The organism is Arthrobacter sp. Marseille-P9274 (assembly GCF_946892675.1).
GTDB lineage: Bacteria > Actinomycetota > Actinomycetes > Actinomycetales > Micrococcaceae > Crystallibacter.
Genome location: NZ_CAMPOV010000001.1, coordinates 2,471,152 through 2,497,342, shown reverse-complemented (window position 1 = coordinate 2,497,342; position 26,191 = coordinate 2,471,152). Strand labels below are relative to the sequence as shown.

Genomic DNA, 26,191 nt, shown 5'->3' with positions numbered 1-26,191 from the left:
GTGGCTGACTAGGATGGGGCGAGATCACCTGCGAACAAGAATTATGAGGTTCCATGAGCAGTAGTGCGTACCCTGGCGGCACGCCCCAGACGACCCAGAACCGGGAAACCTGGTCCACCCGAAAAGTCTTCATCCTGGCGGCGATTGGTTCCGCCGTCGGACTGGGCAATATTTGGCGCTTTCCGTACGTCGCCTACGAAAACGGCGGCGGCGCCTTCATCATCCCCTATCTGGTCGCTCTGCTCTTCGCAGGCATTCCGCTGCTCTTCCTGGACTACGCGGTCGGGCACAAGTTCCGCGGCTCGGCGCCGCTGGCCTATCGGCGGCTGCACCCGCGGGCGGAGGGGCTGGGCTGGTGGCAGGTCGCCATCTGCTTCGTCATCGCCGTCTATTACGCGGTCATCATCGCTTGGGCGGCCATGTACATGATCTTCTCCGTGACCGAGGCCTGGGGCGATGACCCCGCAGGCTTCTTCCTGGGCGAGTTCCTGCAGGTCAGCGAGAACGTGAACATCGGCTTCGATTTCGTGCCGGGCGTCCTGATTCCGCTTGTCCTCGTCTGGGCCATGGTCCTGCTGGTACTCGCCGCCGGAGTCCAGAAGGGGATCGGCCGGGCCAACGTCATTTTCCTACCGCTGCTGCTGGTGATGTTCCTGCTGCTGGTGGTGCAGGCGCTGTTCCTGCCGGGCGCGGGTGAGGGGCTGGACGCTTTGTTCCGGCCGGACTGGGCCGCGCTGGCCGACACCGGAGTCTGGGCTGCGGCGTTTGGCCAGATCTTCTTCTCGCTCTCGGTGGCCTTCGGCATTATGGTCACCTACGCCTCCTACCTGAAGCGCAAAACCGACCTGACCGGGTCGGGCTATGTCGTCGCGTTCTCCAACTCCGGGTTCGAGATCCTGGCCGGCATCGGCGTTTTCGCGGCCGTGGGCTTCATGGCGCACTCCGCGGGCGCGCCGGTCGGCGAGGTCGCCGGCTCCGGCGGCATCGGGCTGGCCTTCATCGCCTTCCCGACGATCATTTCCGAGGCCCCGCTGGGGACCCTGCTGGGCGTGCTGTTCTTCGGCTCGCTCGTGTTCGCCGGACTGACCTCGCTGATCAGCATCGTCGAGGTCATCATCGCGGCCGTCCAGGACAAGCTCGGCCTGCGTCGCCTGACCGCCACGCTGGCCGTCGGCCTGCCGCTGGCCGCGCTTTCCATCCTGCTCTTCCCGACGACGACCGGCCTGAACCTGCTTGACGTTACGGACGCCTTCGTCAACAACTTCGGCATCATGGCGGTCGCCCTCGTCACCGTGGTCCTGCTGACCTACGGCCTCCGTTCCCTGCCGCTGCTGGGCAGCCACGTGAACGAAACGTCCTCGATCAAGCTGGCCCGCGGCTGGCGGATCATGGTCGGCGTGGTCGCTCCCGTGGTTCTGGGCTACATCCTGGTGAACGAGCTGATCGCCAGGATCCAGGAAGGCTACAACGACATGCCGGCGTGGTTCGTCGGAGTCTTCGGCTGGGGCATGGCCGGAGCGCTCGTCGTGGTGGCGTTCATCCTGTCGCTGATTCCTTGGAGCAGCCGTTCCGCAGCCAACCATCCCGTCCTGGACGCGGAAGCCAACGCCGGGAAGGAGGCCGCCCGATGAGCACCGCCTCGATCATTATGCTGATTGTCGCCATCCTGACCGTCTGGGGCGGGCTGGCGCTCGCACTGCTGAACCTGCAGCGCCACCCCGAAGACGACACGATGATGCCGGAAGACCACGCACCCGAACTCTAGCCGCGGTGTCAGCGCACGGCCCGCTGGCCAAATGCACCAAGGACCGCGGGAGCCTGTGTGCAAGAGGCCATGGCCCGGCGCCCGAACCTGGACATAAGGTCGGCAGTATCTCCGCACTGCCAGCCGCCTGCTGTGCGCCGATAAACCTCGAACATTGCATGAAAGGCACTCTGATGACGACGCAGACAACCCAGCGGACCTACCGGCTGGAACAGAAGCGCAGGATCACCGGCGAGTTCCCGGGCCCGAAGTCCGCGGAACTTGCGGCCCGCCGGGCGAAGGTTGTCGCCGGCGGCGTGGCGTCCAGTGTTCCGGTCTATGTGGCGGACGCCGACGGCGGCATCATCGTGGACGTCGACGGCAACTCCTTCATCGACCTGGGTTCCGGCATCGCCGTGACCAGCGTCGGCGCCTCCGACCCGGCCGTGGCGGACGCCGTCAAGGAGCAGGTCGGGCACTTTACGCACACCTGCTTCATGGTCAGCCCCTATGAAGGCTACATCGCCGTGGCCGAGAAGCTTGCCCAGCTGACGCCGGGCGACCACGAGAAGCGTTCGGTGCTGTTCAACTCGGGCGCCGAAGCGGTGGAGAACGCGGTAAAGGTGGCGCGCGTGGCCACGGGCCGCACCGCCGTCGTTGCTTTTGACCACGCCTACCACGGCCGGACCAACCTGACCATGGGGCTGACCGCCAAGGCCAACCCCTACAAGTCCAGCCCGGCCGGCAGCTTCGGCCCCTTCGCCCCGGAGATCTACCGGGTGCCGATGAGCTACCCGTTCCGGGAGGAAACGGAGCTGAAGGGTGAGGACGCCGCCCGCCGCGCCATCACCATGATCGAGAAGCAGATCGGCGCCGAGAACGTCGCCGCCATCCTGATCGAGCCGATCCAGGGCGAGGGCGGCTTCATCGTCCCGGCCGAAGGCTTCCTGCCGGCGCTGGCGGCCTGGGCCAAGGAGAAGGGCGTCGTCTTCATCGCCGACGAGGTCCAGGCGGGCTTCTGCCGCACCGGTGCCTGGTTCGCCTCCGACCACGAGGGCATCGTCCCGGACATCATCACCATGGCGAAGGGCATCGCCGGCGGCATGCCGCTGTCCGCGATCACCGGCCGCGCCGACCTGCTCGACGCAGTGCACCCGGGCGGCCTGGGTGGCACCTACGGCGGCAACCCGGTGGCCTGTGCAGCCGCACTGGCCGCGATCGAGACCATGGAGCAGCAGGACCTGAACGCCCGCGCCCGGGCCATCGAGGAGCAGGTCATGGGCCGGCTGCGCAGGCTCACCGCGGAGCTGGGGGAGAACAGCATCATCGGCGAGGTGCGCGGCCGCGGCGCCATGCTGGCACTGGAGTTCGTCCAGGCCGGCACCGCCGCCACCACCAAGGAGCCTAACGCCGCCGCGACCAAGGCGATCGCCGACGCGTGCCTGAAGGCCGGCGTCGTGATCCTGACCTGCGGCACCTATGGCAACGTGGTCCGGCTGCTCCCGCCGCTGGTGATCAGCGACGAGCTCCTGGCCGACGCGCTGGACGTGCTGGAAGCGGCCATCCGCGAAGCGGCCTAACGGGCCGTTCCGAACGCGGCCGACCGGGCCGTTCGGCGGAACGATCGCGAGGGGCAGGAGCACCGGTTATAGGTGCTCCTGCCCCTTTCTGCTGCCCGCTGACCTGATGCTTTGTCGGCAGCCTGACGGTAGAGTCTGTTCCACCAGATGCCGCGAGGGGGAATGACTCATGCGTTATGTCGTCGGATACCAGCCGGATGAGCGCGGGGCTGATGCAGTCGCGCTGGGCGTCGCAATCGCCCGCGCCCAGGGGGTGGGGCTGGACATCGTCTTCGTGGTTCCGGAGAACGCGCCCTTCGTGTCGGTCCAGCCGCGCGGCCGCCGAATCAGGGCCGGCGAACAGGAGATAACGGACGCCCGGCGGAAAGCGTTGAAGCTCGTGCCGTCGGATGTCGACGCGGATTTCCGCGTGGTGGACGCCGACTCCTTCTCCGAGGGCCTGATCAAGACCGCGCAGGAGGACGAGGCCGCGCTGATCGTCATCGGCGCCGCCTCGTCCGGCGTCTTCAAGCGCTTCACGATCGGCAGCGTCGCCAACGCCCTGCTGCACGCCTCGCCCGTGCCGGTGGCACTTGCCCCGCGCGGCTACCAGAACCAGGGACCGCTGACGCGGCTCACGGCCTTCATTGGTGACCGGCCCGGCGCACAGGCGGCGCGGGACGTCGCCGTGGCCGCCGCTTCCCGCCGCGGGCTGCCGCTGCGCCTGGTCTCCCTGGTCGCGCTCGACACCCATGAGCATTCCGACTCCGGCGAGGCCATCCACCAGGCGCACGTGCACGCCAACTCCGTGCTGGCCGAGGCGGCCTCGAAGCTGCTGGAAGGGACGGCGACGGTGACCGTGGCGCACGGGCGGAGCATCGAGCAGGCCATCGATTCGCTGGACTGGGAGGACGGGGAACTGGTCATCATCGGCTCCGGCCGGCTCGCCCAGCACAACCGCTTGTTCCTGGGCAGCACGGCCCTGAAGGTGCTGCGGGCGCTGCCGGTGCCGATGGTCGTTGTGCCGCGTCCCCACGATCACGGGGCGGGGGAGCGGCGGGTGCCGCACGTCTGATTGGCGTCCTCGCCGTCCGGTCACGGGACGACGGCGGTCACGCGGCGGCGGGGCGGGGTGCCTTGCGGTAGGCCACCACCATGTCCGCCGTCAGGATGACCAGCGAGAGCCAGACGAGGGCGAAGCCGGCCCAGCGCTCCGGGGGCATTGGTTCGTGGAAGACCAACAGTGCGGTGATGAACTGCAGCAGGGGCGCCAGGTATTGCAGCAGGCCCACGGTGCTCAGCGGCAGCCGCCGGGCGGCCGCCCCGAAGAACAGCAGCGGCAGGGCGGTGATCAGGCCGCCGGCAGCCATCAGCCAGAAGTGCGCCGGACCGTTGTCCGTCAGCGTTGCCTGCCCCTGGACCATCAGCACGCCCATGATTGCGATGGAGACCGGTGTCAGGACCAGCGTCTCGACGCTCAGGCTGGAGACCGCATCCACCTTGGCGCCCACGTTTTTCTTCACCAGCCCGTAGAAACCGAAACTCAGCGCCAGCACCAGCGACAGCCAGGGGACGTTGCCGTAGCCGAAGGCCAGCACCAGGACGGCGATGAAGGCGACGATGAGCGCGGCCCACTGCGCCCGGCGCAGCTTCTCCTTCAACAACAGGACGCCCAGCAGCACGGACACCAGCGGGTTGATGAAGTACCCCAGCGAGGCTTCCACGGTGCGCTCGCTCAGCACGGCCACCGTGTAGGTGAACCAGTTGATGGCGATGAGCAGTGCCGCGAGCGACAGAATCCCCAGGATGCGGCCGTTGCGCATGGCCGCAAGGAAGGGGCGCCAGCTACGCATCGCCGTCATCAGCAGCACGCAGAAGAGCAGGGACCAGACGATCCGGTTGGCCACGATCTCCAGCGGCCCGGCGGGATCCAACGTGGCGAAGTACAGCGGCAGGATGCCCCAGATGCCGTAGGCGGCGAGTCCGAAGGCCAGGCCCACGCTGTCTTCGCTGCGCGGGCGGCGGCCCTTTCTGCGGCTGGCGGCGACGGGTTGCGATGCCGAGGGTCGCTCCGTGGCCGGACCTGTATCGGCGGCCGGCCCCGCCTCCGCACCTACGTTTGCAGCAGGCGCAGCCGCCGCAGCGGTCACGGAGGGATCTGGCAGGGAGGCGCTGACGCCGTCGTTATGGGGCACAAGGCTCATAACATCACCTCCCGCGGAGCTATTCCAGTTCGTCCGCCAGTCCCGGTTCTCCGGCCAGCCGCGCGCATAGCGCAGCCCATTCCTCCAATGGGTGGCGGCCCCCGTCCGGCTCCTGCTGGTACTGCACCGCCAGCGACTGGGCCGGTGCCACGCCGATCAGCCTGGCGCGCGGTCCGGCCGCGGCCAGTGCGGCATTGGCACCATAGTCGCGCAGGGACTCCGGGCCGAAGACCGCACACGCGGGCACGGATACTCCCGTGAAACGGGCGGGCCGGGCAAGGCTGCTGAAGGCGATGGCGTGCCCCAGTACGGCGGTGCGGGCATGGATCCGGTGCATGCGCGCGCTGAAGGAATCCAGCGCCGCGGCGTCGAGTGGCTCCGGGCTCTCCACCAGCAGTTCGACGCTTTCGTGGACGCCGACCGCGGAGCGTTCCACAGTGACGACGGCGATTGCCGGCGCCGCGGTGCCGACCCGGGCGTGCCCCACCACCACCAGGAAGGCCGTCTCCGGGGCGAGATCGAAGCAGTGGGCGGTGACTGCAGTTTCGTCCCATGGCTCGCTGACGGGTTCGGCCACACCCCATCCGGTGGGCGGGGCACCGGTGAGTTCGATGAACAGCTGCTCGGTAAAGCCGCCGATCCGGGTGGAATGGCTGGCCGGATGCACGGTTTCCGCCCGCACGTGGAGCAGGCCGCCGGGCAGCGCCGGAGTGAGCAGGAAGTCCTCCCCGATTTCATCCAGCGGCTGGAAGGCGGTGCCGTCCCAGTGGTGCACACGGCCGGTGAACCCGTCGAAGAAGGTGCCGTCCGCAGTGGTCGCCAGCCACTGGCAGCCGGGTTCGGAAAGCATGAAGCCCAGCGGCAGGCTGACCGCGGTGGAGCTCGGCGTGACCAGGACGAACTGCATGGCGTCCGCGGCCGCGGCGGCGCGCGATTTGGCCAACCAGGGGGAGAGGGTGGCCAGCGGCTTGTCCTGGAACACCACGCCGGTGCCGGCGCTGCGGAAATCGAAGGCGGATTCGTGGCTCATGCGCCGCCACCCTGCGGCAGGGCCACGACGCCGTCGCAACGGCGGGCGATTTCGTGGGAGAGGGATTCCGCCCGGACGGATGCCTGCGGGGCGCCGTCGCGGACATGGATCTCCTGCCACCAGAGCGGCTGGTCCGCCGGGTTCCCGCTGCCGGGGGCGAAGACGGCCGGAACGGCGGTGCCCGGCACGGCCGAGATTTCTGCCCCGGCGAGCAGCCGCGTCACTTCCTGCGGCACCCGGATGAGCCGCGGCAGCTCGATGGCCAGCTGAAGCTCGTCCGCGTCATCGAGCAGCTCCAGCAGGGAATCGTCCGCGGCCTGGCGGACGTTCAGGTCCGGCACGGCCGCCACCATGGCCTCGATCATGGTCAGCTGGTCCGGTTCGCGGAGGCTGACCACGGTCCAATCAGAGCTCATCGGCTTCCTCTCCCGTGCTGTGGTAATAGAGCTGTACCGTGTTTACGGGCTTGCCCGCCTGCACCAGCTGGGCCCGGCCCGGCGGCAGCGCACGCGCGCGGATCCCGTTGAGCAGCGCACCCTCGCCCCGGTCGCCGGACATCAGGATTCCGGTGCTGCCAGAGTCCCGCAATGACATGAAGAAGGCCTCGTACATGCCTCGGCTTGCCCCGCGCACGCGGCGCGTGAGAACGGCGTGCAGGCCGATCTCGGGTCCCAGCGGCAGGTACGGCACCAGGCGGCTCAGCGGCGAGGAGCCACCGGCGGTGAGCACGTCATAGTCGTCGATGAGGAGGACCACCCGCGGCGGCTTCGCGCCGGCATCGGTGTTGCCGTTGACCCGCTTGTCCAGTTCGGTGGCGACGGCGCCAGCCAGCTGCTCCGCCAGCGCCGGGCTCGTGGCGTAGCCGCCCAGGTATGCCTCCGGCACCTCGTCCGCCAGCCCCCGGCGCGGGTCGAACACCGCGAAGACCAGGTCCTCGGGTCCGTGCTGGGCGGAGAGGGACCGGATGACCGAGCGCATCAGGTTGGACTTTCCGGCGCCCTCGTCGCCGAGGACCACCAGGTGCCGGTCCTTCGAATGCATGTCCAGGTACTCGGCGCCCAGATCCGTCTCGCGCAGGCCCAGCGGAATCCTGCCCTGCCGCGCGGGAATCCGGGCCGTCGCGGCGTCCACCAGCGGGGGGAGCACCCGGACCTGCATCGCGCGGCCGTCCGTGGATGCGGCCACCGCGGCCACCAGGTCCCGCATGCCCTGGACGGCGGTATCCGGATCCGGGTTCCCGTCGATTCGCGGCAGCGCGATGTGCCCGATCAGCTTCTGGTCCATCAGGCCGCGCCCGGGCCGGTCCGCGCTGATGCCTTCTGCCAGTTTCCGCCCGAACGCCGATTCGGCCGGATCTCCCAGCCGCAGTTCGATCCGGTTGCCGAAGAAGCTCTGCTGCGCAATGCGCACTTCGTTGGTGCGGACCGAGGTCGCGATGACGTGGATGCCGTAGCCGCCGCCGCGCGAGATGATCGAATGCACCTGCTTCTCGATGTCGTCGAACTCGTCGCTGAGCTGGCCGTATCCGTCCAGCACCAGCACAATGTCCGCGCTGGCCAGCTCGGGGATCATGCCCTTGGCGCACATCCGCCGCAGCGTCTGCAGCGAGTCGATCTGGTACCGCTCGAAGACCTGCTCGCGCAGCGTCAGCATCGCCGCGATCTCCTCGATCGTCCGGCGGACCACCTCACGGTTGGTGCGGACGGCCACGCCGCCCACGTGCGGCAGGCCCTCGAGCGGCAGCAGAGAACTGCCCAGCAGGTCGACGGCGTAGATGCCGACCTCGGCGGGGCCGTGCGTCAGCGCCAGGCTGGCCACGATGGTGCGCAGCGCCGTGCTCTTGCCCGACTGCGGCCCGCCAACGATGATGACGTTGCCGCCGGCGTTGTTCAGGTCCAGCTCCCACAGGCCCTGCCACTGCTTTGCCGGATCATCCAGCAGTCCGATCGGCACGCGCAGGTTGCCGCCCTTGGCCAGCCGGATGCCTTGGCTGGTCACCGCGGCCGAACCGGCGGCCTTGTCCAGCGCGATGCCCTGCGGCAGCGGCGGCAGCCAGATCGGCTGCACCGAGCGCGGGAAGGTGCGCAACGTGTCCATCAGCGTGGACATGACCGTCGGGCCGGTGGTGCGCTGGGAGGCCTTGGTCTTCAAACCAGCCTTTTTCCCGGCGGCGGACGACGGCGGCGCTTCCAGCACTGCGGCGTAGCGCGGGGCGGGGATGACCAAAGGCTCGGCGGCCTGCGGCTCGTCGTCGTCCTCTTCCACATCCACCGGACCGGAGACGTAGCCGGACTTGAAGCGGGTGTAGGTGGTGGTGTCCACCTTGAGGTAGCCGAACCCCGGCGCCGGCGGCAGGTGGAAGGCGTCCGGGGTGTCCAGGACGGTGCGGCTCTCGGCCTCGGAGAGCGTGCGCAGCCCGATCCGGTAGGACAGGTAGGTGTCCAGCCCGCGCAGCTTGCCGCCCTCGATCCGCTGGCTGCTGAGCAGCAGGTGCACGCCGATGGATCGGCCGATGCGGCCGATGGACAGGAACAGCTCGATGAAGTCAGGCCGGGCGGTGAGCAGTTCGCCGAACTCGTCGATGATGACCACCAAGTGGGGCAACGGCTCCATCTGCTCCCCGCGGGCCAGCCGCTCCTGGCGGTGCAGCTGGTAGTCGGTGATGTTGGCGATGTTGCCGGCGGCTTTCAGCAGTTCCTGGCGGCGCAGGATCTCGCCGTTCAGGCTGGCGTAGACGCGCTCAATCAGCGACAGGTCGTCGGAGAGGTTCGTGATGATGCCGGTGACCTGCGGGGCGCCCTCGAACGGGGCGAACGTCGCGCCGCCCTTGAAGTCCACCAGCACCATCGCCAGCACCTCGGGCGAGTGCGTGGCGAGCAGGCCGAGCACCAGGCTGCGCAGCATCTCGGACTTGCCGGAGCCCGTGGCGCCGACGCAGAGCCCGTGCGGGCCCATGCCGAACTGGGCCGCTTCCTTCAGGTCAAGCATCGCGGGCTTGCCGCGGTCGTCCGGGCCAAGCGGCACCCGCAGGAAATCGATCTCGCCGCGCGGCTGCCACAGCCGGCGGATGTCCTCGGCGTCCAGCCGCTTCGACAGCCCGAGCATCTCCAGATAGTCCGTCGAGCTCTCGGAGCTGTCGTGCTCCAGCGAGTCGGGGGAAAGCCGCAGCGGGGCCAGCTCGCGGGCCAGGGCCTCCGCCGTGGACACGGGCAGCTCGTCCAAAGTGCCCTCTTCGGTCAGCGGCTCGACCGGATCCTCGCGGTAGTTCTGGCTCGCGAAAGCGCCCGGGCCGGTGCCGGTCTCGCTGATCCGGATGCTGACCTCGCCCGGCTCGGATCCGCGGTTCTCCGCCAGGTAGATGACGGTGATGCCCAGCTGGCCCGGGGCCGAGTGCTTCTCCGGCAGGGCCAGCTCCTGCGGTTCCGCGCCGTAGGTGTCCGCGATGACCAGCAGCCGCGGCATGCCGCTGCCGACGCCGCCTCCGCTTCGGCTGAGGTGGTTCTGCCGTGCCTCCGCGGCCTTGGTAGAGCGGCCCTGCAAATCGTCCTTCAGCACATCGGCCAGCGCATCCAGCGACGGCGCGAGACGCCGCACCGGACCGGTGGCATGGGTCTTGGACTGGTCGGCCAGGTGCGGCAGCCATGTCGCCCAGGCCCAGTCGCCGTAACGGTCCTCGGGGACGGAGAGCGCGATGTGCAGGTCCTCGGGCGAATGGAAGGCGGCCGCTTCCACCAGCAGGTTCCGGCACACGTCCAGCGCGAACTCCCGGGAGCCGACCACGCTGACGTTGCCGGCCGAATCCAGCGGGACCGTCAGCGGCAGCTCGGGGGAGGACTCGAACCGCTGCCGGAGGATCTCCAGCTCCGTGGTCATGAACGTGTCGCTCTGCTGCAGGCTGGAGGAGGAATCGTTGACCCGGATGTCGCGGTTGCGCCGTTCCCCGCTGCCCAGCCGGACATGCAGGAAATCCTCGTTGCGCCGGCGCCGCTCCCACAGGCGCTTCGGGTTGCGGATGATGTCGAACAAGGCCGACGGCGGCGGGCTGGCGATGCGCGCGACCCTGATCGCCCGCTGTTCGTCGTTGCGCAGCTCGGTCCGCGCCCGCTCCAGGTACTCCAGGTAGCGCTCGCGCTGCTCACGGCCCTGCCGGGCCTGTTTGCCCTTTTGGCTGATCATCAGCGCGATGGACGCGAGGATGGTCACGATCATCATCAGCGCGCCCACGGCCGCCAGCGAGGAACCGCGGAAGAGCATCATCACGGTCATCGATGCGCCGGCGCCGAGCAGCGGAACCAGCGACATCATGTTCATGCCGCCCGGCCGGTCGGTCACGGGCGGCGGCGCGTCCAAGGCATACGGTTCGGCGCTGCGGGCCGGCGCGGTGGTCCGGGCGGGTCGGTGGATCAGTGTCACGCCCATGGTCAGCGGTTCCCGTTGGCTGCCCGCAGCACGCGCGAGGCCAGCGCCGTCGCGTCCAGCCGGGTCTGCGGCGCGAGCAGGGCCAGGTCGATCTCCACGCCGGCGGCCAGGTGCCGGTCATAGGGCAGGGTCATGGCGTCCAGCCCGTCGCGGCCGAGCCGGACGGCCTCGCGCACCGGGTCCAGCGGGGCATCGGAATCCGTGCCGGTCACCACGGCCAGCAGCGGGACCTCGCGGGTCGCCGGGTCCTGCTGCCAGGCCTGGTGGTAAACGAGCGCGTCCTGGGTCCCGGCCACGGTCGCCGGAACCACCAGCAGTACCGAGTGCGCTGCCTTAACGGCCCAGACGGCGTCCGGATGGCTGATCCCCGTCGGGCAATCCAGCAGCGTGATGGGGAAGAAGCGGCTGATGCTGGTCAGCGCCCGGTCCAGCGCCACCGAATCCGCCCGGGGATGCCACAGCCGGGAGCCGGTCGCGAAGAGGTTCCCGCCCGCGGACGCCATCTGGGCGGCGAGCTCGTCACGCGTCTCCGGCGCCTTGTTAACGACGGCGGAAGCCAGCACATCGAGGGACGGCGCAGAATCGAGGCCCAGCCGCAGGGGTAGCGAGCCCAGGCCCGGGTCGATGTCGACGGCCGCCACGGCGTCCTGCCGCATGGACGCGAAGACCGAGGCGAGGACCGCCGTCGTCGTGGTCTTGCCCGACCCGCCGCGCGAACTGATGACGGCGATCCTGCGCCCGGTGGAGACCGGGTCCTGCGCTCCGGCGGCCGCCGCGATCAGCCGCTGCGAATAATCGTCGGAACGGAAGAGGCCCGTGAGCTGGCGCAGGAACCGCCGGCCGGCCGGCATGCCGGGGCGGGTGCGAAGCCGGCGGCGGGATGCCTCCGCGGCGGATTCGAAACCGCCGCCGCGCTCCGCTGCGGCGAGGGCCTGGGCCTGGCGCCGGGTCTGCGGGCCGGGCTGCGGGCTCCACGGATCGTAGGTCACTGGGGGCATCCTTCCGGACGGAATGGGGCGGGACAGACGGACCGCACCGCGGTCACGAGAAGCTGGTGAGCAGCTGGGCGAAGAGGCCGAAGAGCCCCAGCACCAGCGGCACGGTGGCCAGGATGGCGATGGTTTCCAAACGGTTGCCTGCGAGCCGCAGCCGCGCAGCCGAATGCTCCGGCAGCCGCAGCGTGAGGGCTGTGCCGATGACCAGGGCGGCCACCAGCAGCAGCAGGCCCACCAGCCATTCGGATCCGGCCATGAGCCGGGCCGCGGACAGCGCTAGGGCGGCCACGCCCAGCGAAGCGGCCGCGTAGAGCGCAAGCCGCTCGACGGCCAAGGGGAAGGACCGGGCGCGCAGCGCGGTGGCCAGGACCAGCGCCGCCAGCAGCGGCAGGGTCCAGGCCTGATCAGCGGTATCCGAGCCCAGCAGCCACATCGCCGCGGCGAGCGAGACCGCCACCAGGACGGTTCCGACGGCGAGGGTGCGGTGGGCGTCGTGGATGGCTGCCAGCGCATCGGTCCGGCGGATGGACCGGCCCTGGGAACGCTGGTCATCCAAGGTCGCCAGGCCGGAGAGGGAGAGGGCCGTTTTCGGTAGCAGGCCCAGCCCGACGATGCTGAGGATTCCGGCTACCGCAGCCGTCCGTACGGGAGTGCCGCTAACATACCCGCTGGCCGTCCAGGCGGCGGACAGCGCTATCAGGGTGCCGGCCGCGCCGAACATGGCCCGGGAGCGGCCCAGCACCATTCCGACGGCGGCGAACGCGGCGGGGGACAGTCCTGCGAGGACCAGTACTTGGATCTCAGCGGTGGCGGGAAGATGCAGCACGCCGCCAAGCCCGAACAGCCAGCCGGTCCCGGCCACGGTCAGCCCGACACTGCGCCGGGACCGGGCACCGAAGCCCGTGGCCGACCCCAGCAGCACGACGGCGAAGGCCAGCAGGATCCACCACGATTGCGCTGCCGCGAAGGAGGCCAGAATAATTTCCAGGGCCGCCCAGCTGCCTGCCGCGGCGAACACACCGGCGGCCGCATGGCGGCAGCGCTCGTCCCAGCGGCCGGTCACGGCCTCGGTCTGCTCCACGACGGTGTCGGTGACGTCGTAGACCACGGCCGGCGGAGGGGCGTCCGATGCGCTGAAGAGCGTGAGCTTGCTGCCGTCGGTGACTCCGTGGTCCGCCAGGCTCTGCTGTTCCGCCAGCGGCTCGCCGGACGCCTGGACCAGGAGCTTGGCGGCAACATTGTCCCGCGGAGAGTCTGCCATCAGGTCCAGGATCTGCGGCATGAGCGTGCCGACGGGTTCTTCGGAGGGGAGCAGCAGGTCCAGATGCCGGCTGTCGCCGATCAGCGTGACGCGGGTGAGGGCGAGGGGCATTGCGGTCAGGCTCCCGGAAAGAACTCAAGGGGCTCGGCCCCGGATCCAATAGATTGCTGCAGCTCGATGGCGGCGGACTGGCGCTGCTGCTGTTCCGCGCGCTGCTGTGCCAGCAGGTTGCTGATGAAGGAGTAGCCGACACAGATGGCCGCGATCAGCGCGGCCAACGCGATGCTGAACAGGAACAGCCTGACGCTGTCCATCCAGCGCCGCTGATGCGGGTTTTCCCCGTACAGCAGGGCGGAGGTGATGCGGTTGCGCCGGACGACGACGGACTCGATGAGCTGGTTGTCGTAATCGTTGGCCACCCAGGACTCCTCGTTGGTCGCTGACTCAGCATGTGGAAAGGTTTCGCCAGCGGCAAGGAGGGCCGGCGCTTTCCATCATGTCACCTCCGGCCGACAGTATTGTGCCGAGGGGGCTCGGGTGGGTAGTTCTCCCCATCGCCGGTCCTTGCAGACATTTGGCCGGTTGCGCTTTGATTGAAGAGGCCGACAGCCCCAGACCCTCCGCATGATTGGAAGGGCCAACTGCGGGCAACTTCTGGAAACGATAAACCAGACCGAAACTAGAGCGCCAGTGCGCCCGCAAAGGTGGTAACAATGAAATTCGATATGGGATCACAGACCCTGTCGCAGCTGACTTCGCAGACCGGCGGTTCCAACGAGGACCTGGGCCAGCTGGTCCGCAACCTTGTGGACGCCGTCGCACCCCTGGAAGGCAAGTTCAACGGCCAGGCCCGGGTGAAGTTCGACGAGTTCAAGTCGCGCGCGGACGAAATCGCCAACAACCTCAACGGCGCGCTCGCCGCGATCCTGACCGGCCAGAGCGAGATGGACACCGCCTTCCACACCGGCGACCAGGAGTCAGCCGACAACGCCGCGCAGGCCCAGGGATCCGCCAACTTCGACGCGGCCAACTTCGGCTCCTCGCGCTGACCCTGCTGTCCGCACCTCTTCCATCCATGCTTTGCAGGCGGGCCCAGCGCACCGCCGCCCTCTGAAAGGAACAGCAATGTCCCAGGATCGCCTCACGTACGACACCAACGTCTCCGCCCAGGTCCAGGGCGAGATCCAGTCCATCGTCGGGCGTCTCGAGAGCCTGATCGCCGACCGTGAGAAGGCCGTTGCGGCCGCCATGTCCGACTACCAGGCCGACGGCGTCTCCGAGGAGTACCAGCACGTGGAAAACCGCTGGAAGAACGCCGCCGGCGAGGTCAAGGAGATCATCCGCCTGGTCCGCAGCACCATGGAGCAGAACGACCAGACCGCTGCCAACACCGGCGCCCGTGCCCGGGCCGCCGTCCAGAACATCGGCTAGCAAGCAGCCCCGGGGGCGGCCAAGGAGCCGCCCCCGCCATGACCGGAGGTATAGATGGCAGCGGATTGGGATCTCGACACTGGCTCCCTGAACAGCATCCTGACCCGGGTGCAGACGCAGGTGGAGAAGTACACGCAGCTGTTCGAGGACTACGGAGCGGAGGTCTCCTCGCTGATCCAGGCGTCGAAGTCGCAGATCGTCGGGGAGGCCCTCGTCAGCCTCTCCGAGGAGAAGCTGCAGGCCGCTATGACGCAGGTGCAGGGCCGGAGCGCCCAGGCCCTGAATTCGACGACCGAGGCCGTGAACGCCATCGTCGCCGGGGATTCCACCATGGCACAGTCGGTCCGTGCCGCCCAGGACAGGGCCAATGACGAATACGTCCCGGAGCCCGCGCCGCCCCGCGCCACGCTGCGCGGCCCCCAGCCGCAAATGCAGTAGGCCACGCACCGTCCCGACCCCCTGAGCTTGAGACCAAGAAGAAGGTAAAGACCCATGGGCTGGAACCCGTCTGAGTTTCCTCCGCTGCCCGACGCCGAGGTGCTCGAACAGCACGCCGGCAAGCTCCGGACCAAGGCTGAAGGCATCCAGTCCGCGGCTTCGGAATCCCACAGCATCTGGCAGGGCGCAGCCACGGCCTACAAGGGGCCGGGGGACTGGCAGGTCCATTCGGCGTTCAACCGGGTCCTCACCGAGGCGGACACGGTGCTCGAGGACTCGAACTCGGTCGCGGACGCCATCGATACCTATGCCGAGTGGGCGCGCGAGGCCAAACAGCGCTACAACGCCCTGTACAGTGACTGGCTGTCCGTCCGGGCGCGCATCGCCGACGAGGGCGATGACTGGCGCAAGGACGAGGACCTGGTCAATGACGACAACCAGATCCTGAAGGACGCCAACGCGCTGGTCGAGGACCACATGGCGGCCGAACGCGCCTGCGCCAGCGCCATCTCAGGCCTCTTCGGCGGTCCTTCCTACGTGCTGACCACAGAGGACGGGCCCGGCGCCAACCAGGTCGCCTACGGCTACACCTCCGAGCAGCTCGACGCAGCCACCGGTGAGGGCCACATCCCCTGGGGAGAGCCCACGGAATGGGACAAGCCCTGGTACCGGGACGCCTGGGACGGTGTTGTCTCGTTCGGCAAGGGAGTCTGGAGCGGCATCACCGGCACCGTGACCGGCCTGTGGAACATGGTCAACTTCACGGACATGGACACGTTCTCAGCAACGTGGAAGGGGATCGGCCAGCTCGCCCTGGACGTCGCCATCGTAACCTCCCCGGTCGCCCAGGTCGCCCTGCGCGCTACGGGGAATGGCCGCATCGCGGACCAGGCGGGGGAACGGTTGGTTGCCGTCGGCAAGGCAGCCATCCACTGGGACGACTGGCAGCGCGATCCGGCCTACGCCGCGGGCGCCACGACCTTCGACCTGGCCTCGATCCTGCTCACCGCCGGCGGCGGCGCCGTGGCGAAGACCGGCTCGGTCGCCTCCGCCGTCACGCGCATCGGCCAGACGGGCAGCAAGATCGGCTCCGTGGTCAACGTGACCGGACTGTCCCGCACGGCAGGCCTGACCACGAAGGTCCTCGACCTTGGGTCCGCGCTCAAGGTCAACACCATCAACTTCGCGACCGACAGTGCCCGCGTCACCCTCGGCCGGATGGCACCTGCCGCAGTCCGCGTGGACAACTTCATTAACGACGTCGGCAACACCCTTTCCGGTCCCCGTCCCGCGTACGCCGGGGTCACCACCGGTCACGGCCCGGGTCCGGTCAGCACCCGGATCGACAACCTCATCAACCGCTTCGACGCGGAAGGTCCCTCCCGGCCCAACAGCGGCCTGGCCCCGGACACCACGCCGGTCCGCACCACAGGCACTTCGGGAACCGATACCCATCCCCTGCGTGGAAGCGGCACCACTGCTACGCCGGACACGAACCCCGCTCCGGCGCGCGGGACCACAGCCATCACGGACACAGACTCCGCGGCTTCGCGCAGCGCGGGATCGGCCGGCCATGCCGATTCGGACGGGGCCGCACGGAAGCCCAACAGCCCCGCCACGGATACGGACAGCGCTGCCTCGAACGTCCCGGAATCGGGGGACAATCCCACTTCGACCGGCAGTACTCCGGAAGCGGGGGCTTCGGGAGACCGCAATGCCCCGGCGGGCGGCACGGCTAACCCTGTTCCCGGAACGGATTCCTCGGGAACACGGAGTGCCGGCGAACTGATCCGCGACGCCGAAGGCAACCCGAGTGTCGTCCGGTTCCCGGACGGCACCGAGCATAAGGTGACCACGAACCTGTCCAACCTGCGCCAGGCGGACGCCTGGGACGATGTGCGGGGGGCACTCGATCAGCAGGGCAAGGACAAAGCCTGGCTGGATCGGGTGGTCAAGACCGAGGTCCAGGATCTTTCCACTGACGACTTGCTGGCCTTGCGGGAGGTGCGCCGGTCCATCCCAGCGGGAACCACGGAGACGCTCTACCAGAAGGTCATGACGCACGATCACGCCTTGCAGATGTTCGATCCGGCCTACCGGTTCCGGGACGGTACCGCCGGATACATCTCGCGGGCTGAACATACCGCGAGCCTGAACACGCCCGCGCATGTGCATGATGGTCTGAGGCTGGACTATGACGCTCACAAACCCAGGGAAGAGAGGGCCTACCTTCCCGACGACTCCAGGCCTGTCTATGCTGTGCGCTTTAGCACCGACGAATCGGGGCTGGACAACATCCGGGTTCCGGACGGCCGGTTGGCAGACGAACTCGCCCAGCGAGGTGCTGATCCTCATTACGGTAATGGCGGCGGCTATGACGAACCCGCCCCCAACCGGGATCCGAATCCCAATATGGGCCACGGATTCACCGGCAGCACGTCCGACCGGGGCACCCTGATTCCGGAGGAAGTTGCGATCGGCTCCCAAGGCGGAGCGAAATTCAACGACGGCGCCGAAATGTGGGAGATCAACGCCGCCGGTCAGGAAGTCCTGGTAGGTGTTTTCGACTACGACCAGGGTGTGTGGCGCAGTGTGAGCAGCATGGACACCGGGAACGTTCCCTCCCGTCCAATCGGCCCCGGTGCCGATTCCGCAGGGCCCCTCGCTCATGCGTCAGCTGACTTGCCTGGCCCCGGCCGGCCTCTCGATGACCAACCCATGCCGGGTGACCGCGACAACGGGCCTGGGCAGTGGCAGGAGATCTCCCGGGCAGTACGCGGTCGTGATGACCAGGTCTTCGGGTCCGGTGTGCAACCGCTGTCAAACGGCCATTTGCTGGAATACGTCGTCGAGCATCCGGACATGAAGCGCCCTGTCGATTTCGACGGCCACTTGTTCCGCGGTGATCCGCCCGTCGAGGTGTTCCAGGAGATCAAGGGCGACTACAGCTTCTTTGTCGAGAAACTGAAGAAACCTGAGCTCCTGCTGAGCCAGATCCAGAAGTGGGTGGAGAACCAGGCAGCCCGCCAGCTCAATGCGCTGGCGGATCTGGCGCCGGATGCAAAGCTCGAGTGGGTATTCACACGTAATGAAGATATTGCAGAACTCTTCCGCGACGCGGTGGAAGACCAGGGCCTGCCCATTGACGTCCGTTTCGTGCCGATCAACGGGCACAGGGAATCAGTAAGGTGGGAAACATGACGCAGATTTCGGCGATACAGAAGCAGAGCCACGTTTTCGTGCGGTTGCGGTGGGGGGCACGTCATGAATCCGCTGCCACTATCGCCACGCGCATGGCATCAACGGTCGCTCTGTTCTCCAAGCTCCACGGCGTCCTTGCAGGCACTTGGCTCAGAATGCATGAGCAGACTCCGGCTCCTGCCACGCCTGGCGAGTGGGAGGAGTACGTTATTAAGTCCGTCACTCGTGCGGACGACGGAACGCCTGAAGAGCGGTTAGGCTACCACCCTTCGTTGGCGACGTCCCGGCCCTACGAACAGGACGACGAACCCTACGCCATCTTCAAAGTGACAGCGGGCAGCCAAGGTGCAATAGGAAACAATTGTGTCCTGAATTTTGGCGTTGGCACCGACATTGAGTCGGACGTCTTCGCGCAGGCCGACGCTATCGTCACTGGCCTCGCACAGATCTGGGAACCGGATTATGCGGCGTTGCTGACACGCCCGCTCAACCGTGCGCAGGGGCCGGCCTCGGCCCTTCCTGCCGTGGGTCTGACTACCTGGGTTGCCCAGTCCCGGATGGCTCCGACTGCAACGCCGGACAACGCAGTGATCGAACCCTGGGGTGAAGGATTCCTGATACGCAGCGTGCCGCACGACGAGTCGACGGCACTGTCCGTATGGGAACAGCTCAAGAACAGTGGCTCGCTGCTTGAAGCCCCGGCGCGTTAGTGGCTGACCAGTTGCCCGGGGAAGCAATGACAATTTTCCAGAAGGCCCTTTTCGGCGGCCAGGTTGCTGAATACTTGGACCACGGTCATGACCGCGTCTCCGGGTATGTCCTCAAAGCCGCCGATGCTGCTGCTCTGGCAACACCCGAAGGTCTGTACGATGCGCACGGCCTTGGCTTTGAAGGGTCGCCTTGGAAGCGGGACGCACAACATCTCGATGTGATCCGCTTCGGAGGTGTTCCCGCCGACTATGTCCACGATGCGGTCGCACCCGAATTCGAAGACCATGCGCCGTTCAACGGAAGCGGTTTTGCACACAGCGGCGATACCGTGCTTCCTCTGTATTTTCTGGACGAGGTGCGATTGCCTCCTGGTACGGAGATGTGGCGCGTAGCTTCAGGGCGGCCGGAACGGCTGCTGGCCGTCTATGTAGATGTTGCCACGGGGTGGCTGGCCGTCGAAGGTGATGTTCCGGCTCAGCGGCCGCAACGTGTCCCGTCGATGTTCAATGGATGGAATGCGGTTTGGGAGGGCCTCCGGTTCGTAGTGGATCGGAAGCCTGGCCAAGACGAGGTCATCTTGGCATCGGCGATCCAGCCGGAGGGGATCCCGGGATTCGGCGCCACGCCGCGGGGGTTGTGGTCACGGATCGTTCAGGCTGAAAGCGTCTCGGACATTTACCACTTGACCGGCACCTGCATGTGGAGGGGCCAGCCCTTCCACGTGGCCGATGCGTCCACGGATGACCACGGGGTTGTGCTCCGGCTCTTCTATACCGGGCACAAGGCGGCGGACGCCGAGCGCCTTGGACTCAACAAGTCCGACGCCGGCGTGTACTGGGCTGTTGTCAATCAGCAAGACGTGGAGGACCTGCGGTTCCTCCAGGCTCGGGTCCCTGGGTTTCCCGATGGCAGCGGTCCGGAACGCTGAACGCGTTCAAACGTAGGAGGTCCAATGGACATATCTGAAGGCGTCCGGAGCACCGGAGAATATGCGGTGTGGAACGGCAAAGAATATGAAGTCGGCAAGGCCAGCGGTGAGGCGGTGACACTGCAGGTCTTCGCCCAGGAGCCGCCCGCCGGTGACTGGCGGGAGATGCCGCGGGATGTTGACCGCGGACGGCGATTCCTCCTCGATGTACCGGTCGCTGAGCTGGAGTCGTGGGTCGCTGTCACTGCGACGGCCCGCTGGCAGGACCTGCAGTTGGGGATCAAGGGAGTCGATCGGGACGGCAACGCTTATGGCTATCTCGACATCAGTGAGGTCCAACCGTACGAGCAGATGGCGCGTGCCCAGGGCGTACGTCTAACGGTGCAAGGCCCCTCCTGGACGGAAGCCGAAATTCCTCTGAGCGCCCTCAAAGACGTCAAAGAGTCGAAGGTTATCGACCTCCTGGATAGACGCAGGAAGAAGAGCTCGGGCGAAGCAGGACGCTAGGAGCTCAAGGAGGCAATGTATCGGCCGGATACCGGTACGTGTTCTGAGCGTGAGGATTTCCATTAGGGCGGACGCCGAAGGCTCGGACCAGCGGCTGTGAGGCGTCGGCCACTGCTTTAGGACGCAGGCGGCGCGGGCATTTAGAATAGGAAACTGTGCTCTATTGAGCAGCAGGATTCCCCGAGAGAAGGACGATCAGTGTCTAATCCAGCCGCAGACCGCCAGCGCCCCCTGCGGGTGGCCATCATCGGAGCCGGCCCTGCAGGCGTCTATGCTGCCGACATCCTGACCAAGGCCGAGCGCGACTTCGAGGTCAGCATCGACCTGTTCGACCAGTACCCGGCGCCCTACGGCCTGATCCGTTACGGCGTCGCCCCGGACCACCCCCGGATCAAGGGCATCGTCACCGCTCTGCACAAGGTGCTGGACCGCGGCGACATCCGCTTCCTCGGCAACGTCAACTACGGCCGGGACCTGACGCTGAAGGACTTCCGGGACTTCTACGACGCGATCATCTTCGCGACCGGCGCCATCAAGGACGCCGCGCTGGACATCCCGGGCATCGACCTCGAGGGCTCCTTCGGAGCCGCGGATTTCGTGTCCTGGTACGACGGACACCCCGACGTCTCCCGCGAGTGGCCGCTCGAGGCGAAGGAAATCGCGGTGATCGGAAACGGGAACGTTGCCCTCGACGTCGCACGCGTCCTCTCGAAGCACGCAGATGACCTGCTGACCACCGAGATTCCCGAAAACGTCTACCGCGGACTGAAGAATTCCCCGGTCACGGACGTGCACGTGTTCGGCCGCCGCGGCCCTGCGCAGGTCAAGTTCACGCCGCTGGAGCTGCGCGAACTGTCCCACTCGCGCGACGTGGACATCGTGCTCTACCCGGAGGACTTCGACTTCGACGAGGGTTCGGACGAGCAGATCCGTTCCAACAACCAGACCAAGACCATGGTCAACACGCTGACGAACTGGTTGGTCGAGGAGCAGGACACCGGAGCGTCGCGCCGGCTGCACCTGCACTTCCTGCACACCCCGGTGGAGATCCTCGAGGGCAGCGGCGACGGTGCCGGCAGGGTCGCAGCAATCAAGTTCGAGCGCAACGAGCTGGACGGCACCGGCAACGTGCGCGGCACCGGCGAGTTCGTCGAGTACCCGGTCCAGGCCGTCTACCGGGCCATCGGCTACTTCGGCTCGGAGCTGCCGGAGGTGGGCTTCGACGAGCGCCGCGGCGTGATCCCGAACGAGGGCGGCCGGGTCATCGACACCGAGGGCAACCCGGTCCCCGGAATCTACGCCACCGGCTGGATCAAGCGCGGTCCGGTCGGCCTGATCGGCCACACCAAGGGCGATGCCCTGGAGACCATCGGATTCCTGCTCGAGGACCGGCTGGACCTGCCTGCGGCCAAGAACCCCGGCGAGGATGCCATTATCACGCTGCTCGAGGAGCGCGGGGTCGAGTACACCACCTGGGAAGGCTGGCTCAAGCTGGATGAGCATGAGCGCCAGCTGGGCGCCACGTATGTTGCAACGGACGACGGCGAGCCGGAAGTTAAGCGCGAGCGGGTCAAGGTTGTGCCGCGAGAGGACATGGTCAGGATTTCCCGCCCCTGAACGCGATCCCGGCCCGGTTGTCCGGCCGGGCCGGGTTACGCGTTGACGTAGAAGCGCAGCACGTCCCCGCTGGGGAGCTCGAGGCGCACCTTGTACCCGTCAACGCTGCTGATCCGGGCGCCCGGGTAGGCCGAGCGCAGGCTGCTGATCAGCTGGTCCGACTCATCCTCGCCAAGGACATTCCGGCGCGCCGGAACGTCCCGTGCGGCCGGCACGATGTCCGGTCTTCCCCATAATTTCGCGCTGCACCATTGCAGCAGCGACCGCTTGGTATCCACTGTGCCCGCCCTCGTTGAACGTGGAACCGTTTCCGGCTTGGACCGGCCCGAAGCTCCGGTCCTGATTTCCAGTATGGGGGCCGGAACTTGGAGTTTTCGTGACAATACGCAGGACACGCCGGTGGGCTTTCGAGGGACTGTCGCAGACCTCGGCGGAATAGTCCTAACTGAGGGTACCCAGTGCGGGGCAACGCGAGAATACTTGTGCTATGAGCCTCTTCCGGATCAAATCGATTGAGCAGTCCATGGCGGATGCGGATGAGCCGGGGCATCAGCTCAAACGCACGCTGAGCACCTTCGATCTGATGATCCTGGGCGTCGCGGTTGCCGTGGGTGCCGGTATCTTCTCCGTCGGGGCGAAAGCTGCGGGCAGTTATGCCGGGCCGGCCGTGACCCTGTCCTTCGTGCTGGCCGCGATCACCTGCGCCCTGGCGATCATGTGCTATGCCGAATTTGCCTCGACCATCCCGGTGGCCGGCAGCGCGTACACGTATACGTATGCGACCTTGGGCGAGCTGTTGGCTTGGATCATCGGCTGGGACCTGATCTTGGAGCTGTTTACGGCGGGCGCGGTCATTGCCAAGTACTGGGGGATCTACCTCAGCAATGTGTTCATGCTCTTCGACATCAATATCCCGACCACCGTCAGCGTGTTCGGCCTGGAACTGACGTGGGGCCCGCTGCTGATCGTGGCCATCTTCACCACGCTGCTGGTGCTGGGCACCGAGCTGTCGGCCCGGGTGAACAACGTCTTCACGCTGATCAAAATCGCTATCGTCCTGTTTGTCATCGTTGTCGGCTTCCTATACGTGCGGACGGAAAACTACACGCCGTTCGTGCCGGAACCGGTCCCGACCTCGGGCACCGGGGGCGACGTGTGGAGCCAGTCCCTGTTTTCTTTCCTCAGCGGGGCTGAACCGCAGCAGTACGGGGTCCTGGGCATCCTGGCGGGCGCGGCGTTGGTGTTCTTCGCCTTTATCGGGTTCGACGTCGTTGCCACCAGCGCAGAAGAGGTGCGGAACCCGCAGAAGACCCTGCCGCGGGGCATCTTCGGCGGCCTGGCGATCGTGACCGTGCTGTACATCCTGGTCACCCTGGCGCTTACCGGCATGGTTTCCTACCAGGAGCTGGCGGAAGCGGACGAGGCGTCCCTGGCTACTGCTTTCATCAATGTCGGGGCGGACTGGGCCGCGCAGGTGATCTCGATCGGCATCCTGATCGGCCTCACCACCGTCATCATGGTGCTGTTGCTGGGGCTGGCCCGGGTCGTATTCGCCATGAGCCGGGACGGCCTGCTGCCACGCTGGCTGAGCCATACCACTGAGCACCAGAAAACCCCTGCCAGGGTGCAGGTCATCGCCGGTGCTGCGGTGGCCCTCGTGGCCGGTTTCACCAATGTGGACGTCCTCGAAGAGATGATCAACATCGGCACGCTGTCGGCCTTTGTGCTCGTGAGTATCGGCATCGTCGTCCTGCGGAAGAGGCGCCCGGACCTGCCGCGCGCCTTTCGGGTTCCGCTGTCGCCAGTCGTCCCCATCCTGTCGGCGGTACTGTGCTTCTGGCTGATGCTCAACCTGACGACGCTCACGTGGGTGCGATTCGCCATCTGGCTGGCGATCGGGCTGGCGGTCTACTTCCTGTACGGCCGGTCGCATTCGCGCCTGAACCATCCGGAGCTCATCCCGCTCGAACACGAGCGGGAGGAGCACCACCGGGTGGAACACGAACAGCACCGCCGGGAACACGAGGAGCGGGTGCGGCTGCGGAAGGAACACGGGGACCACCCGGAGCCGTAGTGCCTTCGGCCCGACCGGCAGCATGACGCCGGCGCCGAGGGGCTTCGCCTACGCTGGACCTGTGACCAACAATGAGCCGTTGAACGATGAACAGACCAAGAGGATTATCGAACTCGCCATGGACCTGGCCAGGGAAGGGAAGAGTGCCGAGCTGGCCGAGTTCCTCGACCACGGCCTCCCCATCGACGTGGCCGACGCGAGCCGCAACACGCTGCTGATGCTGGCCGCCTACCACGGACATGAAGAGGCCGTTGCGATGCTGCTGGAGCGCGGGGCCGACCCCGACATCCGCAATGCCCGCGACCAGTCGCCGATCGCCGGGGCGCTTTTCAAGGGCGAGGATGCTGTGGTGGCCAGGCTGCTCGCAGCCGGGGCGGATGTGGACGCGGGCACTCCGAGCGCGCGCGACGCGGCCAGGATGTTCGGCCGGGAGCACCTGCTCGGCCAGTAATGAACCGATCGGTGCCGGTGCAAACCGCCCGGGTCGATAGAGAGGCGGCCAGGAAGCAAATAAAAAACTGCCCGGAACCGGCCGTGATGGCCGGTCCCGGGCAGTCGTGGCTCCGGGGTTAGGCGGAGTCGGTGTTTACATCAACCGGGGAGATCTTGCCGGCCTGGAGGGCCTCGATCGCCTTGCGCACGCCTTCGCCGTAGGCCGGGTCGGCCTTCGTGCAGTTGGCGATGTGGCGCTCGATGGTGGCCTGCGAGGCCCCGTCGATGGCGCGGGCGGTGTTCTCGAACAGCACCTGGCGCTGCTCCTCGGTCATCTTCTCGCGGAAGAGGATGCCGGGCTGCTCGAAGTAGTTGTCGTCGTCCTCGCGGTAGTTGAACCGGTCGGCCACGGCCCCCACTGCCTGGGCCGGGTCGCGGTAAGCCGGCTGTTCCTGCCAGCGGCCATAGGAGTTCGGGTTGATGCCCGGAGTCGCGCCCTGGTTGCCGTCGACGCGCATGGCACCGTCGCGGTGGAAGGAGTTGACGAGCTGGGCGCCGCGCGGGTAGTTCACCGGGATCTGGTGGTGGTTGACGCCCAGGCGGTAGCGGGCGGCGTCGCCATAGGAGAACAGGCGGCCCTGCAGCATGCGGTCGGGCGAGAAGCTGATGCCCGGAACCACGTTCGCCGGGGTGAAGGCAGCCTGCTCGACATCGGCGAAGTAGTTCTCCGGATTGCGGTTGAGCTCGAACTCGCCGACCTCGATCAGCGGGTAGTCCTTCTTCGACCAGACCTTCGTGAGGTCGAACGGGTGGTACTTGTAGGTCTCGGCCTCGGCCTCGGGCATGATCTGCACGAACAGAGTCCACTTGGGGAAGTCGCCGTTTTCGATCGAATCGAAGAGATCGCGCTGGTGCGACTCGCGGTCCTCGCCGACCAGCTTGGCCGCCTCGGCATCGTCCAGGTTCTTGATGCCCTGCTGGGTGCGGAAGTGGAACTTCACCCAGTAGCGCTCACCGGCGTCGTTGATGAAGCTGTAGGTGTGCGAACCGAAGCCGTGCATGTGGCGGTACGAGGCCGGGATGCCGCGGTCCGACATGACGATGGTGACCTGGTGCAGGGCCTCGGGCAGGTTGGTCCAGAAGTCCCAGTTGTTCTCGGCGCTGCGCAGGTTGGTGCGCGGGTCGCGCTTGACCGCGTGGTTGAGGTCGGGGAACTTCAGCGGATCGCGGAAGAAGAAGACCGGCGTGTTGTTGCCGACAACGTCCCAGTTGCCCTCTTCGGTGTAGAACCTCAGGGCGAAACCGCGGATGTCGCGCTCGGCGTCGGCCGCTCCGCGCTCGCCGGCAACGGTGGAGAAACGGGCGAACATCTCGGTCTTCTTGCCGACCTCGGAGAAGATCTTCGCGGAGCTGTACTTCGTGATGTCGTGGGTCACCGTAAAGGTACCGAAGGCACCCGAACCCTTGGCGTGCATGCGGCGCTCGGGGATGACCTCGCGGTCGAAGTGCGCCATCTTCTCCAGGAACCAGACGTCCTGGAGCAGCATGGGGCCGCGCGGCCCGGCGGTCAGGCTGTCCTGGTTGTCCGCTACGGGTGCGCCCGCAACGGTTGTCAGCGGCTTGGTGTTATCAGCCATCTA

23 protein-coding genes are annotated in these 26,191 nt (G+C 67.2%); 14 read left to right on the top strand and 9 right to left on the bottom strand.

Going from position 1 to position 26,191, the window contains the following annotated elements:
* Nucleotides 1-53: 53 nt before the first annotated feature.
* From OC550_RS11475 to OC550_RS11460, 4 genes are all read left to right on the top strand, one after another.
* Nucleotides 54-1,631 (top strand): sodium-dependent transporter, encoded by a 1,578-nt coding sequence (locus OC550_RS11475; protein WP_262105902.1) that lies wholly within the window; start codon nucleotides 54-56, stop codon nucleotides 1,629-1,631.
* Nucleotides 1,628-1,765, top strand: coding sequence for a methionine/alanine import family NSS transporter small subunit (locus tag OC550_RS11470; RefSeq protein ID WP_262105901.1), 138 nt, complete (start codon nucleotides 1,628-1,630; stop codon nucleotides 1,763-1,765). Before OC550_RS11475 ends, OC550_RS11470 begins: the two co-directional genes overlap by 4 nt.
* A 173-nt stretch (nucleotides 1,766-1,938) precedes the next feature.
* Nucleotides 1,939-3,324 carry a 4-aminobutyrate--2-oxoglutarate transaminase gene (gene gabT, locus OC550_RS11465; RefSeq protein WP_262105900.1) on the top strand — a complete coding sequence of 462 codons (1,386 nt, stop codon included), beginning with the start codon at nucleotides 1,939-1,941 and terminating at the stop codon, nucleotides 3,322-3,324.
* 169 nt (nucleotides 3,325-3,493) lie between these two features.
* The gene (locus OC550_RS11460; protein WP_262105899.1) at nucleotides 3,494-4,378 is read left to right on the top strand and encodes a universal stress protein; all 885 of its coding nucleotides are present in this window, start codon (nucleotides 3,494-3,496) and stop codon (nucleotides 4,376-4,378) included.
* Nucleotides 4,379-4,415: 37 nt separating this feature from the next.
* Here OC550_RS11460 and rarD read toward each other — a convergent pair whose 3' ends face one another.
* The 7 genes from rarD to OC550_RS11425 are packed head-to-tail and all read right to left on the bottom strand — an operon-like array spanning nucleotide 4,416 to nucleotide 13,631.
* A complete protein-coding gene (gene rarD / locus OC550_RS11455; RefSeq protein ID WP_262105898.1) occupies nucleotides 4,416-5,507 on the bottom strand; it encodes an EamA family transporter RarD in 1,092 nt (363 codons plus the stop codon).
* A 19-nt stretch (nucleotides 5,508-5,526) separates the two neighbouring features.
* Nucleotides 5,527-6,537, bottom strand: a complete 1,011-nt coding sequence (locus OC550_RS11450) for a DUF6177 family protein (protein ID WP_262105897.1) — start codon at nucleotides 6,535-6,537, stop codon at nucleotides 5,527-5,529.
* On the bottom strand, nucleotides 6,534-6,953 hold the full coding sequence (locus OC550_RS11445) for a hypothetical protein (RefSeq protein ID WP_262105896.1): 420 nt from the start codon (nucleotides 6,951-6,953) through the stop codon (nucleotides 6,534-6,536). The genes OC550_RS11450 and OC550_RS11445 overlap by 4 nt, the downstream gene beginning before the upstream one ends.
* A complete protein-coding gene (gene eccCa / locus OC550_RS11440; RefSeq protein WP_262105895.1) occupies nucleotides 6,943-10,956 on the bottom strand; it encodes a type VII secretion protein EccCa in 4,014 nt (1,337 codons plus the stop codon). Before eccCa ends, OC550_RS11445 begins: the two co-directional genes overlap by 11 nt.
* A gap of 2 nt (nucleotides 10,957-10,958) precedes the next feature.
* Complete coding sequence (locus OC550_RS11435) at nucleotides 10,959-11,945, bottom strand: MinD/ParA family protein (RefSeq protein WP_262105894.1); 987 nt, start codon at nucleotides 11,943-11,945, stop codon at nucleotides 10,959-10,961.
* A gap of 52 nt (nucleotides 11,946-11,997) precedes the next feature.
* On the bottom strand, nucleotides 11,998-13,323 hold the full coding sequence (gene eccD / locus OC550_RS11430) for a type VII secretion integral membrane protein EccD (protein WP_262105893.1): 1,326 nt from the start codon (nucleotides 13,321-13,323) through the stop codon (nucleotides 11,998-12,000).
* Nucleotides 13,324-13,328: 5 nt separating this feature from the next.
* Nucleotides 13,329-13,631: a hypothetical protein gene (locus OC550_RS11425; protein WP_262105892.1), complete on the bottom strand. Its 303-nt coding sequence runs from the start codon at nucleotides 13,629-13,631 to the stop codon at nucleotides 13,329-13,331.
* 294 nt (nucleotides 13,632-13,925) lie between these two features.
* On the opposite strand from OC550_RS11425, the gene OC550_RS11420 reads away from it, so the two are divergent.
* The 8 genes from OC550_RS11420 (at nucleotide 13,926) to OC550_RS11385 (ending at nucleotide 22,045) form a co-directional block, all read left to right on the top strand.
* On the top strand, nucleotides 13,926-14,261 hold the full coding sequence (locus OC550_RS11420) for a hypothetical protein (RefSeq protein ID WP_262105891.1): 336 nt from the start codon (nucleotides 13,926-13,928) through the stop codon (nucleotides 14,259-14,261).
* 76 nt (nucleotides 14,262-14,337) lie between these two features.
* Nucleotides 14,338-14,643: a pore-forming ESAT-6 family protein gene (locus OC550_RS11415; protein WP_262105890.1), complete on the top strand. Its 306-nt coding sequence runs from the start codon at nucleotides 14,338-14,340 to the stop codon at nucleotides 14,641-14,643.
* A gap of 54 nt (nucleotides 14,644-14,697) precedes the next feature.
* The gene (locus OC550_RS11410; RefSeq protein ID WP_262105889.1) at nucleotides 14,698-15,081 is read left to right on the top strand and encodes a DUF6507 family protein; all 384 of its coding nucleotides are present in this window, start codon (nucleotides 14,698-14,700) and stop codon (nucleotides 15,079-15,081) included.
* A 54-nt stretch (nucleotides 15,082-15,135) separates the two neighbouring features.
* A complete protein-coding gene (locus tag OC550_RS11405) occupies nucleotides 15,136-18,282 on the top strand; it encodes a Tox-REase-5 domain-containing protein (protein ID WP_262105888.1) in 3,147 nt (1,048 codons plus the stop codon).
* Nucleotides 18,279-18,992 (top strand): hypothetical protein, encoded by a 714-nt coding sequence (locus tag OC550_RS11400; protein WP_262105887.1) that lies wholly within the window; start codon nucleotides 18,279-18,281, stop codon nucleotides 18,990-18,992. The genes OC550_RS11405 and OC550_RS11400 overlap by 4 nt, the downstream gene beginning before the upstream one ends.
* Nucleotides 18,993-19,018: 26 nt before the next feature.
* The gene (locus OC550_RS11395; RefSeq protein WP_262105886.1) at nucleotides 19,019-19,921 is read left to right on the top strand and encodes a hypothetical protein; all 903 of its coding nucleotides are present in this window, start codon (nucleotides 19,019-19,021) and stop codon (nucleotides 19,919-19,921) included.
* Between the two features lie 24 nt (nucleotides 19,922-19,945).
* Entirely contained in the window at nucleotides 19,946-20,428 is a 483-nt protein-coding gene (locus tag OC550_RS11390) for a hypothetical protein (protein WP_262105885.1), read from the top strand.
* Nucleotides 20,429-20,626: 198 nt separating this feature from the next.
* Complete coding sequence (locus tag OC550_RS11385; RefSeq protein WP_262105884.1) at nucleotides 20,627-22,045, top strand: FAD-dependent oxidoreductase; 1,419 nt, start codon at nucleotides 20,627-20,629, stop codon at nucleotides 22,043-22,045.
* A 35-nt stretch (nucleotides 22,046-22,080) separates the two neighbouring features.
* Here the strand turns inward: OC550_RS11385 and OC550_RS11380 are convergent, their stop codons facing one another.
* Nucleotides 22,081-22,323, bottom strand: a complete 243-nt coding sequence (locus OC550_RS11380; RefSeq protein ID WP_262105883.1) for a hypothetical protein — start codon at nucleotides 22,321-22,323, stop codon at nucleotides 22,081-22,083.
* Between the two features lie 209 nt (nucleotides 22,324-22,532).
* On the opposite strand from OC550_RS11380, the gene OC550_RS11375 reads away from it, so the two are divergent.
* Nucleotides 22,533-24,119, top strand: a complete 1,587-nt coding sequence (locus OC550_RS11375) for an amino acid permease (RefSeq protein WP_262105882.1) — start codon at nucleotides 22,533-22,535, stop codon at nucleotides 24,117-24,119.
* Nucleotides 24,120-24,237: 118 nt separating this feature from the next.
* Entirely contained in the window at nucleotides 24,238-24,570 is a 333-nt protein-coding gene (locus tag OC550_RS11370; RefSeq protein WP_262106326.1) for an ankyrin repeat domain-containing protein, read from the top strand.
* A gap of 118 nt (nucleotides 24,571-24,688) precedes the next feature.
* Here the strand turns inward: OC550_RS11370 and OC550_RS11365 are convergent, their stop codons facing one another.
* Complete coding sequence (locus OC550_RS11365) at nucleotides 24,689-26,188, bottom strand: catalase (RefSeq protein WP_262105881.1); 1,500 nt, start codon at nucleotides 26,186-26,188, stop codon at nucleotides 24,689-24,691.
* Nucleotides 26,189-26,191 lie beyond the last annotated feature (3 nt).